Consider the following 13,034-nt stretch of genomic DNA (forward strand, 5'->3'; position numbering starts at 1 on the left):
CCCCGGGGTATTTTTGCCCAGAAAGAAGCCTCGTGGTGATGGCTTCTTTCTGGTACACAATCCCCCCGCCGGAGGCACGCTGCGCGCCAGCGCAGCGCCGCGCCCAACGGGAGCGGTGCATTTCAATGCACCAGCGACGGGCGGGAGGGCTCAGCCGCGGCCGATGTAAGGCATATTGGTAGCCATCACGGTCATAAATTGGACATTGGCCTCCAGCGGCAAGCTGGCCATGTGAAGAACCGATCTTGCTGCATCCTCCACCGCAAAAGTGTGCATCGGCTCCGCCTCGGGGTTGGCTTCCGCGTGGCGCTGGCTGAGGTCCTCGACCATCGGCGTGCGCGTGTTGCCGATGTCGATCTGGCCGCAGGCAATGCTGAACGGGCGGCCGTCCAGCGACAGGCTTTTGGTGAGGCCGGTGACCGCTGCCTTGGTGGCCGCATAAGGCGCCGACTGCGGCCGAGGCACATGGGCAGCGATGGAGCCGTTATTGATGATCCGCCCGCCCTGCGGCGATTGACGGCGCATCTGGCGGAACGCAGCCCGGGCGGTCAGGTACATGCCGGTCAGGTTCACATTGACCGAGGCGAACCAGTCCTCCAGCGGGATTTCGTCGATAGTGCCCGGCGGAGTGAAGATGCCGGCATTGTTGAACAGCACGTCCAGCCGGCCTGCTGCCGCTGCGAAGCTCTCCACCGCGCGGTTCACGGCTTCCGGGTCAGTCACATCTGCAGGCAGCACACGGGCCCCCGGATTGCCCTGCGCAACCTCCTCAAGCTTTTCCGCCCGGCGGGCCACCAGCCCCACTTCCCAGCCTTTGGCCAGGAACAATTCCGCCACAGCACGGCCGATGCCGGAACTGGCGCCGGTGATCAGGATGGTTTTGCTCATGCGGGGGCATCCTCTTGTGCTTCCAGTGTCAGTGCAGCGGCAGGCACGGCCTTCAAATCATCCACCGGCAGCGGGCCAGAGGGTTTGGCCAGACGGTTGCGGACAACCCAAATCAGCCTGTTCTGGGCGCGGGTGATCGCCACATAAGCCAGCCGCTTCCACAATGGCTGGCCCGCCTCCACCCGGCCCATACGGGCCGCAGCATAGATATCCGGGGCAAAAACCTGTGCGGTGTCCCATTGCGAGCCCTGCGCTTTGTGAATGGTGACCGCAGCACCATGCAGAAAGGCCGCGCCCATACGGGCCGCATAGGGAATGAAAGGTTCTTCCTCATCAGGTTTTTCGATCTTCACGATCGACGCTGCCGAGACTTGCGGATCTTCCGCCCCCATCACATGCAGGCGCGAGAATCCCGGCTTGCGGCCGGGGCCGAGAAAGATCACCTGAGCGCCCTTGATCAGCCCGCGGGCCTCCAGGTCCAGGCGTTTCTTGCGGTGCTTCAAAGGCAGCTCGATACCGTCGCAGATCAGCGGTTCGCCGGCAATCAGCTCATCCTCCGGTGCCCCGTAGACACTGCGGAAGGCATTGATCAGCCGGATGCGGGTGTTGTTGCGCCAGACCAGCACCGGCGAGCGCGCCATCAAGTCGACCTCCACCCGCTGCCCCCAGACCACCCGGTCGTCGCGGCGCGCGGTGTCTTCCACCATGCGCTCGAAATCCTCGAACCCCAGCTGCGGATCGGCCAGCGCATGAGCCAGGTCCAGGATCGGGTTGCCCGCCTCCTGCCGGTGGATGCGGTTCAGGATCAGGCGGCGCGGCTCGGGCAGCGCGTCAAACACCATCGACCCTGACTGGTTCACCGGCGCCAGCTGCGCCGGATCGCCGAACAGGATGAGATTGGGGAAGATCTCCTTCAAATCCTCGAATTGGCGGTCGTCCAGCATCGAGGCTTCGTCGACAAAACCGATGTCCAGCGGCTCCTCCCGCCGTTTCCAGCCGGTGATAAAGTCGGAACCGCGCAGGCCCGCAGCTGCCAGCGCACCCGGGATCGACTTGTTCTTTTCATAGAAGGCCGCGGCGCGCGCCAGCGCTTCCTCCGTCAGCCCTTCGATCTCGGGCTGGTCGCCCTGCCCTGCCAGCCATTCGGCGATCTTCTCAAACTCCGGATCATAAACCGGGGTATAGAGAATACGGTGAATGGTTGTGGCAGGCACCCCGCGCAGGCGCAGCACGCTCGCCGCCTTGTTTGTGGGGGCCAGGATAGCCAGGGTCCGGCGGTCGTCGCCTTTCTTGCGGCTTTCATAGTCGCCTGAGACGACCTCGACACCTGCCTGCTCAAGCGCCTTGTAGAGTTCGGCAAGCAGCAGGGTTTTGCCCGATCCAGCCTTGCCGATCACAGCCATCACCCCAGCGTCGCCGCGGGGCGGGTGCAGCAACCCGTCGTCAAGATCCACACCTGCCTTGTGCAGGAGTTCGGTCACGCTGTCGTAAGCGGTGGCCTGGTCATCGGAGAACTGTACGGGCAGAGCTGTCATGGCGCGACCCTACAGGCGGCGGGCCGGGTCCGCCAGAGGATCCGGCCCTATGCTTATGACTTATCAGGCGGACATCGCCAGCGGGCCGTGTTCCGGCGCACCGCCAAAGGCGCGGTCGAACCACAGCTGCGACAGCTCCGGCGCGATGCCTGCTTTGGCAGCCACTTTCAGGTAGGTTGCCTCGGAATACTCCCAGTACCCCATGCAGATCGGATTACGGCCCCGCCCCTGGGAACTGACAATCTCCGGGCCAAACCCGAGATTGCGGAAGGCCCGCGCCGTGTGCCGGTAGAAAACCGCAGTATAGTGGGGAACATCGAAGTTCCGCATGATTTCCAGGCTGCCAAGCATCAGCCCGGCGGCAATTTTGCCATGCGCATTGCGGGACAGGCAGAACCGGGTGCACTCCCAGATCAGCGGGCTGCAGACCGGCACCCCGTTGCACAGGTCCAGGAACACCTCGTTCACCATCACCCGCCCGGTTGTCGGCAGGAACCGCATCGAGCCGCCATGGCTTCCGTCCGGCAGTTCCCAGATCATGTAGAGCGGATCAAGATCGTCGTATTGATCCCGCTCTTCTCCTTCGCCATTGACTGTCACGTCCCAGCCCAGCCGTGTCTTGAACTGGTCAGCCCTGTCCCGGAACATCGACTGCGTCAAGTCAGCATAATTGTGGAGGTCGTGGCCATAAACATAGCGCAGCATAGTGTAGTCCCCTTCTGGTAGAAAAACAGGGGAATGGTACGACCTTTAAGATTGCTACCCGAGAGGCGCGCAACCCTAAACTGCGCAAGCGCCGTTAAATTACAATCAAACCGAGACTCAACGCGCGGGCAATCGCATGTGTTGTGTTGATCGCGCCAAGCTTGAAGCGGGCGCTTTCAATATAAACACGCAGCGTGTGCTCCGAGATTGACAGCGTTTCGGCCACCTGGGCACGGCTGTAGCCGATGGCAAGCAGCGTCAAGGCATCCACCTCGCGGGGCGACAGCGGCTGTGCCTGCTCGGCATTCCTGGAGGGCTCAAGCTCAAGCACTTTACGGTTGAAATAATGCGCCATCAGAATGAAGTCACGGCTGTGCTTCTCGGTAATCCTCTCCCAGGCGGCATCGTCGCAATTATGGCTGACAGTGAACAGAGCGAACTGGCCGTTCGGGCCGCGAATCGGAATCGCATAGCCTTGGTTGCCCACCCCGTGTTTCAGTGCGTCTTTCAGGAATTCCCGGGCCGGCCTGGGCGACCAGTCCAGCCGTTTCCAGTCAACAGGATGGAACCTCTGGTAGCAGCCCACCACCACCGGATCGACCCGAGAATAGGCCTTGTCAATGTAGCGCTGGGTCCACTCGGGCGGGTAAGAGCCAAAGTAGTAGTGGTTGCCCGCTGTTTCGACCCAAAGATACATAGCATGGTCAACACCGAACCCATCACAGACTTTATGAATGATCTGATGCAGACCATCCAAAGTCTCGGTGGCGTCAAGCGCCTCCAGAATGCGGTCCAGTTCTGCCTTAGCTGCCATTGTTGCATACCGTTGTATTCAAAACTCGGGAGGAACTGGCGCAACGCAACCTTCAAGGTTACTCTAAGCCGTCTCACCACCGTTTGCCGGTTCTTTTGCAGTGCCGGATACCTCTCGGTCAATGACAACCTCCGGCCTTCATGAAGTTTATTTCCGGATACTCATCCAAAACGCGAGTTAACCCGTTTCCGTGCTTCTATAACCATAAAATCAGTAGTTATCACAAGCTTGCGCTCCCCATAAATGGCGATGGCAAGAGGCATAGCCATCTGAAAAAGATAAAATTATAAATAAAAATTCCCGCGAACCGCTGCTGCGATTCGCGGGTTGTTTCCTGTCAGGCAAACTCGCCTGGAAATCAGCTGCCGGCGTCCAGCACATCCTGCAGGGTGCGCAGGCCGGTTTTCGGCGCCTGCACCAGAACCGACATATTGCCCGGCAGGTGCTCGTTGCGCAGCATCTTCATGTGTGCTTCCGGCAGGTCCGCCCAGGTGAACACCTCGGACATGCAGGGGTCCAGGCGGCGCTCGACCATCAGCTGGTTGGCGGCCGCGGCCTGCTTCAGATGGGCAAAGTGCGAGCCCTGCAGGCGCTTCTGGTGCATCCACATGTAGCGCACGTCGAAGGTCAGGTTATAGCCGGTGGTGCCGGCGCAGATCACAACCATGCCGCCCTTCTTCACCACAAAGGTGGAGACCGGGAAGGTGCTTTCGCCGGGATGCTCGAACACCATGTCGACATTGTTGCCCTTGCCGGTGATGTCCCAGATCGCCTTACCGAACTTGCGGGCTTCCTTGAACCACTCGGCATATTCCGGGGTGTTCACTGTGGGCAGCTGGCCCCAGCAGTTGAAGTCCTTGCGGTTCAGCACGCCTTTGGCGCCCAGACCCATGACAAAGTCGCGCTTGCTCTCGTCCGAGATCACGCCGATGGCGTTGGCGCCGGCGGTGTTGATCAGCTGGATCGCATAAGAGCCCAGGCCGCCGGAAGCGCCCCAGACCAGAACGTTCTGGCCCGGCTTCAGGTCATGCGGCTCATGGCCGAACAGCATACGGTAAGCGGTGGCCAGGGTCAGCGTGTAGCAGGCGGCCTCTTCCCAGGTCAGGTGCTTGGGGCGCGGCATCAGCTGCTGGGCCTGCACATTGGTGAACTGGGCAAACGAGCCGTCCGGAGTCTCATAGCCCCAGATGCGCTGGCTGTTGGAGTACATCGGGTCGCCGCCGTTGCAGTGCTCGTCGTCGCCGTCGTCCTGGTTGCAGTGGATGACAACTTCGTCGCCGACTTTCCAGCGGGTCACTTTGGAGCCCACCGCCCAGACGATGCCGGAGGCATCGGAACCAGCGATGTGGAACGGCTGGCCGTGGCCGTCAAACGGCGAGATCGGCTTGCCCAGCGACGCCCAGACGCCGTTGTAGTTGACGCCGGCCGCCATCACCAGAACCAGCACCTCGTGGCTATCCAGCTGGGGCACATCGACAACTTCCTGCACCATCGCGGTATCCGGGTTGCCGTGGCGCTCTTTGCGGATCGCCCATGCATACATCTTCTTGGGCACATAGCCCATCGGGGGCATTTCGCCCATCTCATAGAGATCTTTCTCGGGCGCCTCGTACGACATGACGTCAGTCTGGGTGTCCAAAGCCATGATGGCCTCCTTTGTGTCCTAGTTTTGCCGCGGTGCAGAATCGCAGCGGTTACCTAGGGAATAGGATCGAGGCGGTAATAATGCAACCACTTTTGCTCCCTCTTGGTAATTTTATAACCCTGCGGATGCAGCATTATCTTTAGCAGGTGCAGAAAAACCGTCGGCTGCGCTGTCCTCCGGCAGCAGGTGGCGGATGGAATTTGCATAGAATTCCAGCAGGTCGCAGCGCTCCTCTACCGGGGAAAACCGGCCGTTTTCTTGGGCGATAAGCCCGCGCCGCACGAGCTGGCGCAGCCCCACTTCGGCGGCGTAAGCGAGGTTTTCACGCGGCATATGGACATAGGCCAGCGGCATCGCGGCAATCAGCGCGTCCAGCCTGCGTTCAATGGCAGAACGGCTGAGGCCGTCCTTGCGCAGCAGAATAGACGCAATCAATGGCACCGGCAGTACGGGCACAATACCGCTGATCCGCTCCATCAGTTCCCGCGCCAGCGGCGTGGTGATGTCCCTTTCCCGCCCCGCACCGAATTCCGCGAGGCTCAAGGGCCGGCCGAAATTCACCGCTGCATAGCCCGAACGGTGATAACGCCCGGTCATCCACAGCCACAGCTGCCGCATGAGCCGCAGCGCCACCAGACCAATGCGGGCCCGGAACCGTCGCTCGCCCGCCTTGGCGGCAGAAGTCAGGATCTTGTCCTCCAGGACCCGGTCGTAGTTCAGCGCCACCGGCACAAAAACCACATCGCGCCCTTCCGGGTCATAGCCCTCGACGATGTATTTCAGCAGGCCCAGCTTGGCAGGGGCAAGCGCACCATCCAGGCTTAACCCGCCTTCGGGAAACATCGCCTGTGTTGATCCGCCCCGCGTAGCCAGCCGCACATAGGCCGCCAGGACCCTGCGGTAGAGATCATTGCGCGAGCGGCGGCGGATGAAATAGGCCCCCATCGCCCGGATCAGCCGCGACAAGGGCCAGACCCGCGCCCACTCCCCCACAGCATAAGACAAAGCCGAGCGGTCTGCGGCCAGATAGGTGACCAGCACGTAATCCATGTTGGACCGGTGGTTCATCACAAAGACCACGGTGGCGTCGGGATCAATCGCCCGCAGCGCCGCCTCGTCCTGGTGGCCCAGCCGCACCCGGTAGACCGCGTTGGACAGCAGCCGCGCCGCCCGGATCGCAAAGCCGAAATAGGCAAACGCCGAGAACCCCGGCACGATCTCCCGCGCATAGCGGCGGACCTGTTCAAAGGCCACGTTTTCCGGGATGCCTTCTGCCGCTGCATGATCCACCGCTGCCTGTGTCACCTGCGGATCATGGATCAGCCGCTGAATCATGTCGTGGCGCCGGGCCAGCTTGAACGGTTCGATCGGCCGTTCCAGCCGCTGATTCAGCCGCGCCACCGCCCGCTCCAGACGCCGCCGGAAGAACCAGCGCACCGACGGGAACAGGAAATGCGAGGCAAAGGTCACTGCGGCAAAGCCCAGGATCAGCACAAAGAGCCACAGCGGAAGTTCCACGGTTTGCGTCATATTATGAACCTTGCGTGAGGCCAGCAGGCATTACAAGCATGCTGACCTCAGGGGTTTGCGCACCGCAAAGGCGGAATTGCCGCAACGCAGCGAATTGACACGGGTTGAAAATTGCAGTTTACATCTGCCTGACGAAATAAAATTACCGCCACACTGACTCGCGAGGCCCGCTCATGCCGCAGACGCAAAAAGACCGCCCCTGGCTGATCCGCACCTACGCCGGCCATTCCACGGCATCGGCGTCCAACGCACTGTACCGTGCCAACCTGGCCAAGGGCCAGACCGGCCTGTCGGTAGCCTTCGACCTGCCGACCCAGACCGGATATGACAGCGATCACGTTCTGGCCCGCGGCGAAGTGGGCAAGGTCGGGGTGCCGGTCTGCCACCTGGGCGACATGCGCACCCTGTTCGACGAGATTCCGCTGGAGCAGATGAACACCTCGATGACCATCAATGCGACCGCCCCCTGGCTGCTGTCGCTGTATATCGCGGTGGCCGAGGAACAAGGCGCGGATGTGTCGAAACTGCAGGGCACGGTGCAGAACGACCTGATCAAAGAGTATCTGAGCCGCGGCACCTATGTCTGCCCGCCCAAGCCCAGCCTCAAGATGATCGCGGATGTGGCGGAGTACTGCTACACCAACGTGCCCAAGTGGAACCCGATGAACGTGTGTTCCTACCACCTGCAGGAAGCCGGCGCGACGCCGGAGCAGGAGCTGGCCTTTGCGCTGGCTACCGCCCAGGCGGTGCTGGACGAACTGAAGCCGCGTATCGCGCCTGAGGACTTCCCGGCCATGGTCGGCCGTATCTCCTTCTTTGTGAACGCGGGCATCCGCTTCGTCACTGAAATGTGCAAGATGCGCGCCTTTGTCGATCTGTGGGACGAAATCTGCGAAAAACGTTATGGCGTTGCCGACCCCAAGTTCCGCCGCTTCCGCTACGGCGTTCAGGTGAACTCGCTGGGCCTGACCGAGCAGCAGCCGGAAAACAACGTCTACCGCATCCTGATCGAGATGCTGGCGGTGACCCTGTCGAAAAAGGCCCGCGCCCGCGCGGTGCAGCTGCCCGCCTGGAACGAGGCACTCGGCCTGCCCCGCCCCTGGGATCAGCAGTGGTCCATGCGGATGCAGCAGATCCTGGCCTATGAAACCGACCTCTTGGAATACGGCGACCTGTTCGACGGCAACCCGGCTGTTGACGCCAAGGTTGAAGAACTGAAGGAAGGCGCCCGCGCCGAGCTGGCCAACTTGGAGTCGATGGGCGGCGCCGTGGCCTCAATCGAATACATGAAAGGCCGCCTGGTCGACTCCAACGCCGAGCGCCTGAACCGCATCGAGAAGAACGAGACCGTTGTGGTCGGCGTCAACAAATGGACCGAAGGCGAACCCTCGCCGCTGCAGACCGAGGACGGCGGCATCATGGTGGTCGACCCGGCGGTGGAGCAGGAGCAGATTGCGCGCCTCAATACCTGGCGCGGCGAACGCGATGCGGCGGCTGTCGAAAAGGCACTGGCGGGGCTGCGCGCTGCGGCACAGAGCGGTGCCAACATTATGGAGCCCTCGATTGCCGCCGCCAAGGCCGGCGTCACCACCGGCGAATGGGCCGAGGAGATGCGCAAGGTCTATGGCACCTACCGCGGCCCCACCGGAGTGTCGGCATCGGTCTCGAACAAGACCGAAGGGCTCGATGACCTGCGTGACGCCGTGAACGCCGTCAGCGACGTGCTGGGCCGCCGGATCAAGTTTGTGGTCGGCAAGCCCGGGCTGGACGGCCACTCCAACGGCGCTGAGCAGATCGCCTTCCGCGCCCGCGACTGCGGCATGGACATCACCTATGACGGTATCCGCATGACCCCGGCCGAGCTGGTGGAAGCGGCGCAAAAAGACGACGCCCATGTGGTCGGCCTGTCGATCCTTTCCGGCAGCCATTTGCCGCTGGTCGAGGAAATGATGACCCGGATGAAAGACGCCGGCCTCTCCCATGTTCCGGTGATTGTCGGCGGAATTATTCCCGATGACGATGCTGACCGGCTGAAATCAATGGGAGTCGCCCGGGTCTATACGCCCAAGGACTTCGAGCTCAATTCAATTATGAGCGACATCGTCGACCTGGCAAAACCATCGGAAATTGCAGCAAATTAACTTTTTCTGCGCAATTTTCCGCGAATTCCGAAAAAGATGCTGAAAGGCGTCTGGCATTTGCGCCATAAATGATGACATACCGGGCTCTCCGGTATGTCATTTTTATGTGGAGTTCAAAATGACCGTCGATCTTTCAACAATGTCTAGAAAAGAACTTCTTCAGCTGCAGGGCGACGTGGAAGAAGCGCTGCGCACAGCAGAACTGCGTGAGCGCCAGGAAGCCCTGAAAGCCGCCGAGGAAGCTGCAGCGAAATTCGGATTTTCCCTGGATGAAATCGCCAGCGCTTCGCGCCAAGGCACCAAGAAAACCAAGGCTGCTCCAAAGTACCGCAATCCGGAAAACCCGGAAGAGACCTGGACCGGCCGCGGCCGCAAACCGCATTGGGTGCATGCCGCGCTGACCGCTGGCATGGATATTTCCGATCTGGAAATCTGATCCCGGCGGAGCACAGCCATGACCATTCATATTGGCGCCGCAAAAGGGGATATTGCGGAAACGGTCCTGATGCCGGGCGACCCTTACCGGGCGAAGTGGGCAGCAGAAACCTTCCTGGAAAATCCCAAGCTGATCAACGAGGTGCGCGGCATGCTGGGTTACACCGGCACGTGGAACGGGCACCAGGTGACCATCCAGGGCAGCGGCATGGGAATGCCGTCGCTGTCGATTTATGCCAATGAGCTGATCCGGGACTACGGCGCCAAGACGCTGATCCGCATCGGCTCTTGCGGCGGGATGCAGGACAAGGTCAAGGTCCGCGACGTGATCCTGGCAATGACAGCCAGCACCGTGAACAGCCCCTCCAGCGGTATTTTCAGGGAGCTGAACTATGCCCCCTGTGCAGATTGGGGCCTGCTGCAGGCAGCTGCTCAGGCCGCGGCCAAACACGGGGCGGCGACCCATATCGGCGGCATCTATTCGTCGGACGTTTTTTACGACGAGCGTCCCGATCTGAATGAGCAAATGGTGCGCCACGGCATTCTTGGCGTCGAAATGGAAGCGGCAGAACTCTATACGCTGGCAGCGCGGTATGGCTGCCGGGCTCTGGCTGTTCTGACCGTATCCGACCATTTGGGAACCGGTGAGGCGCTGCCCTCCGATCAGCGCGAACGCAGTTTCGGCGAAATGGTGGAAATTGCGCTGGAAGCAGCGTTTTCCTGACGCTACGTAAATCATTTCCAGTTTCAGGGCAGAGGCCACCCTCTGCCCTTTTTTTGATCAGCACTGCAGAATTGACCAATCAGTCAGGAAATCCGCATCCGCCAGTGATCTTACTGCTGGCGGATATTCAATATTGCGGAAAACATAGGCCGCTATTTTCAAATAATACCGGCAGGATCCTTTCAAAGCCGAACGCAGGATTCGGAATTAAAGTCAATTTTGGCGCGGAAAGAGAAGAGACAGGCTTCTATCCGCTTCAGCCGCACCCGTGGCTGCAGTCATACCCGTTCACAGGCGGGCTTTGCCATTCTGCCAGCGCGTTCTCAGCCGGTGCAAAAATCTCGATCTTCAGCGGGTAGCAGGCCGCCGTGTCACTGGAATGCTCGGCGGAACAGTCTCCGCCCGGACAGGCGCTGAGCGCTCCCAGCAGATCGATCTCTGCAAAAAACTCCAAGTAGTCCCCAGGGCGCACCGGGCTGGCTTTCATGAAGTACTGGCCTGTGTCACGGGTAAATCCGGTGCACATGAAGACGTTGAGGACATCATGCACATGCGGCTCAGCCTCTTCCAGTGAGACGCCCAGATGCGCTGCCAGCGCCCGGGTCAGATTGGAATGGCAGCAATGGTGGTATTGGCTGCCCGCCAGCAGGTTGCCGGTATAGGGGTCGCAGCGGGTGCCGATCACATCATGCACCGAGCCGCCGAATTCATCGATCCCGTACCAGCCCAGCGTGTCATCGATGATGGTCGCCATCGGCCGCAGATGCGGGAAGCTGGTCCACATCCGTTCGCCTGCGGTGATATGGGTGCCGTGCAGAGCGCGGGTCTTGCCGGAATAGAACCGCTCGCTGAGGTCGTTCTTGTTCCACAGGTTCAAGTCCCCCACTTGCGGCCCTTCGACCGAGGTGATGCGGAAGAAATGCCCTGCGGGCACCTCGAAACAGGCCGCATCGCGCGGCTGCGCCAGCACTTCGCCGGTCTTTACTGCCCCTTCCCGCGCTTTGCGGTACAGCGGCAGGTCCGGAGCCGGCAGGGTTTCGTTTGGATAGCAGATCACCGGCTTTACAGCGCGGCGGGCTTCTGCATCAGCGGGGGCAGCGGGGGTGCTGTTCATAGGGCAAACCTTCCTGTTCGTTTGCCCTATCAAGACCGCGGCGCCCGCCGGTTGCAAGCCCCGCCTGAGCGTGCCGTCAGATCACCACCACATCCAGCGGCGGGAAGCCGTTGAAGCCCACCGATGCATAGGTCGAGGTGTAGGCGCCGCAGGAGTGGATCACCACCCGGTCGCCGCCCTTCAGGCCCAGCGGCAGCTGGTAAGGCTTGCGCTCATAAAGCACATCAGCGCTGTCGCAGGAGGGGCCCGCCAGAATGCAGGGGCCGGTGGTTTCATGATCCCTGTCTGTGGTGATGCGGTAGCGGATCGCTTCGTCCATGGTTTCCGCAAGACCCGAGAACATGCCGATATCCAGATAAACCCAACGGTGCAGATCATCGTCGTGCTTGCGCGACACCAGCAGCACCTCGGCGGCAATCGCGCCGGCCTCGGCCACCAGGCCGCGGCCCGGCTCAGCCATGATCCCAGGGACCTCGCCAAAGCGTTCGTTGACCAGTTCCATCACCGCTGCGGCGTAATCTTCTGCCGGCAGCATCTCGGTGCCATAAGACGCAGGAAAGCCGCCGCCGATGTTCAGCAGGTGCAGCTCGTGACCCGCGTCTTCTGCCTGCTTCCAAACCCGTGCCACCTGATCCAGGGTGCCCGCCCACATCCGCGGCTCGCGGGTTTGCGAGCCGACATGGAACGACAGCCCCTCCACTTGCAGCCCGCGGGTCGCGGCATAGTCCATCAGCTTCAGAGCCTTGTCCGGCGTGCAGCCGAACTTGCGGCTGAGCGGCCAGTCCGCTTCGCTGGCCTCCACGATCAGCCGCAGGCAGACCTTGGCGCCGGGCGCGAATTCGGCCAGCTTGTCCAGTTCCTCGCGGGCGTCAGCGGCAAAATGGGTGATGCCGATGCTGTGGGCAAAAGCGATGTCGGCCGGCCGCTTGATGGTGTTGCCAAAGGTGATCCGGCCCGCAGCTGCACCCGCGGCCAGGCACATCTCGATCTCGGCGCGGCTGGCGGCGTCGAAATTGGCGCCCTCCTGCACCAGCCGCTCCAGGATGCCCGCCGCCGGGTTGGCCTTGACCGCGTAGTGGATCCGCGCCCGCCCCAGACCGCGCGCCAGCGCCCGGTACTTTGCGGCCACCGCCTTGGCGTCGACAACCAAGGTGGGCCGGTCGAACCGGCTGGCGGCGATGAAGCTCAGGGTGCGGGATACGGCTTCGCCCTGACGGGCGGTCAGCCCGGCTACGTTTGCGTTCATGGTCATCTCCAAAAGACCCGGCCATATATGACCGCTCAGTTCTGTCAGAGACGTTACCGTCGCTACGTAACCGTAGGGGCGTGACCCCTTTCGCCAGAGGCGCGTGCGTTGGCGTCTTGCGCGTCCGTATCGGCGAAAGAGGCGAGTCTTTCAAGTGTTTTTTGCGCATGGCTGCCGGCCCTGCCCCTCAGAGCGCTCTCCCGCCTGTTCATGCGCCTTTTGAAAAGGCTTTTCACAGTTGGGCGTGGCACCGCGCC

General features: G+C 61.6%; 11 protein-coding genes. 3 read left to right on the top strand and 8 right to left on the bottom strand.

Features of this window, described 5'->3' with window-relative positions:
• Positions 1 to 150: 150 nt before the first annotated feature.
• The 6 genes from RA20_RS16270 to RA20_RS16295 form a co-directional block, all read right to left on the bottom strand.
• Positions 151 to 888 (bottom strand): SDR family oxidoreductase, encoded by a 738-nt coding sequence (locus RA20_RS16270; RefSeq protein ID WP_039131013.1) that lies wholly within the window; start codon positions 886 to 888, stop codon positions 151 to 153.
• Positions 885 to 2,423, bottom strand: coding sequence for an ATP-dependent DNA helicase (locus tag RA20_RS16275; RefSeq protein WP_039131016.1), 1,539 nt, complete (start codon positions 2,421 to 2,423; stop codon positions 885 to 887). Before RA20_RS16275 ends, RA20_RS16270 begins: the two co-directional genes overlap by 4 nt.
• A gap of 63 nt (positions 2,424 to 2,486) precedes the next feature.
• A complete protein-coding gene (locus tag RA20_RS16280) occupies positions 2,487 to 3,128 on the bottom strand; it encodes an acyl-homoserine-lactone synthase (RefSeq protein WP_039131018.1) in 642 nt (213 codons plus the stop codon).
• Positions 3,129 to 3,222: 94 nt separating this feature from the next.
• Positions 3,223 to 3,942 (bottom strand): helix-turn-helix transcriptional regulator, encoded by a 720-nt coding sequence (locus RA20_RS16285; protein WP_039131021.1) that lies wholly within the window; start codon positions 3,940 to 3,942, stop codon positions 3,223 to 3,225.
• A 358-nt stretch (positions 3,943 to 4,300) separates the two neighbouring features.
• A complete protein-coding gene (ccrA, locus tag RA20_RS16290) occupies positions 4,301 to 5,587 on the bottom strand; it encodes a crotonyl-CoA carboxylase/reductase (RefSeq protein ID WP_039131023.1) in 1,287 nt (428 codons plus the stop codon).
• 111 nt (positions 5,588 to 5,698) lie between these two features.
• Positions 5,699 to 7,117: a 1-acyl-sn-glycerol-3-phosphate acyltransferase gene (locus RA20_RS16295; protein ID WP_039131025.1), complete on the bottom strand. Its 1,419-nt coding sequence runs from the start codon at positions 7,115 to 7,117 to the stop codon at positions 5,699 to 5,701.
• 173 nt (positions 7,118 to 7,290) lie between these two features.
• Between RA20_RS16295 and RA20_RS16300 the strand changes: the two genes are divergently transcribed.
• The 3 genes from RA20_RS16300 (at position 7,291) to deoD (ending at position 10,417) form a co-directional block, all read left to right on the top strand.
• Entirely contained in the window at positions 7,291 to 9,258 is a 1,968-nt protein-coding gene (locus tag RA20_RS16300) for a protein meaA (RefSeq protein WP_039131029.1), read from the top strand.
• 118 nt (positions 9,259 to 9,376) lie between these two features.
• Positions 9,377 to 9,694 (top strand): H-NS histone family protein, encoded by a 318-nt coding sequence (locus RA20_RS16305; protein ID WP_039131163.1) that lies wholly within the window; start codon positions 9,377 to 9,379, stop codon positions 9,692 to 9,694.
• An 18-nt stretch (positions 9,695 to 9,712) separates the two neighbouring features.
• Positions 9,713 to 10,417, top strand: coding sequence for a purine-nucleoside phosphorylase (deoD, locus tag RA20_RS16310; protein WP_039131031.1), 705 nt, complete (start codon positions 9,713 to 9,715; stop codon positions 10,415 to 10,417).
• A 256-nt stretch (positions 10,418 to 10,673) separates the two neighbouring features.
• Here the strand turns inward: deoD and RA20_RS16315 are convergent, their stop codons facing one another.
• Complete coding sequence (locus tag RA20_RS16315; protein WP_039131034.1) at positions 10,674 to 11,531, bottom strand: urea carboxylase-associated family protein; 858 nt, start codon at positions 11,529 to 11,531, stop codon at positions 10,674 to 10,676.
• A 76-nt stretch (positions 11,532 to 11,607) separates the two neighbouring features.
• Complete coding sequence (locus RA20_RS16320) at positions 11,608 to 12,783, bottom strand: type III PLP-dependent enzyme (protein ID WP_039131036.1); 1,176 nt, start codon at positions 12,781 to 12,783, stop codon at positions 11,608 to 11,610.
• Between the last annotated feature and the right edge of the window lie 251 nt (positions 12,784 to 13,034).

The organism is Leisingera sp. ANG-Vp, assembly GCF_000813725.1.
Classification (GTDB): Bacteria; Pseudomonadota; Alphaproteobacteria; order Rhodobacterales; family Rhodobacteraceae; genus Leisingera.

Bases quoted from the DNA above. Each gene is read 5' to 3' on its own strand.
- RA20_RS16270 (WP_039131013.1), bottom strand. From the start codon at position 888: ATGAGCAAAACCATCCTGATCACCGGCGCCAGTTCCGGCATCGGCCGT.
- RA20_RS16275 (WP_039131016.1), bottom strand. From the start codon at position 2,423: ATGACAGCTCTGCCCGTACAGTTCTCCGATGACCAGGCCACCGCTTAC.
- RA20_RS16280 (WP_039131018.1), bottom strand. From the start codon at position 3,128: ATGCTGCGCTATGTTTATGGCCACGACCTCCACAATTATGCTGACTTG.
- RA20_RS16285 (WP_039131021.1), bottom strand. From the start codon at position 3,942: ATGGCAGCTAAGGCAGAACTGGACCGCATTCTGGAGGCGCTTGACGCC.
- ccrA (WP_039131023.1), bottom strand. From the start codon at position 5,587: ATGGCTTTGGACACCCAGACTGACGTCATGTCGTACGAGGCGCCCGAG.
- RA20_RS16295 (WP_039131025.1), bottom strand. From the start codon at position 7,117: ATGACGCAAACCGTGGAACTTCCGCTGTGGCTCTTTGTGCTGATCCTG.
- RA20_RS16300 (WP_039131029.1), top strand. From the start codon at position 7,291: ATGCCGCAGACGCAAAAAGACCGCCCCTGGCTGATCCGCACCTACGCC.
- RA20_RS16305 (WP_039131163.1), top strand. From the start codon at position 9,377: ATGACCGTCGATCTTTCAACAATGTCTAGAAAAGAACTTCTTCAGCTG.
- deoD (WP_039131031.1), top strand. From the start codon at position 9,713: ATGACCATTCATATTGGCGCCGCAAAAGGGGATATTGCGGAAACGGTC.
- RA20_RS16315 (WP_039131034.1), bottom strand. From the start codon at position 11,531: ATGAACAGCACCCCCGCTGCCCCCGCTGATGCAGAAGCCCGCCGCGCT.
- RA20_RS16320 (WP_039131036.1), bottom strand. From the start codon at position 12,783: ATGACCATGAACGCAAACGTAGCCGGGCTGACCGCCCGTCAGGGCGAA.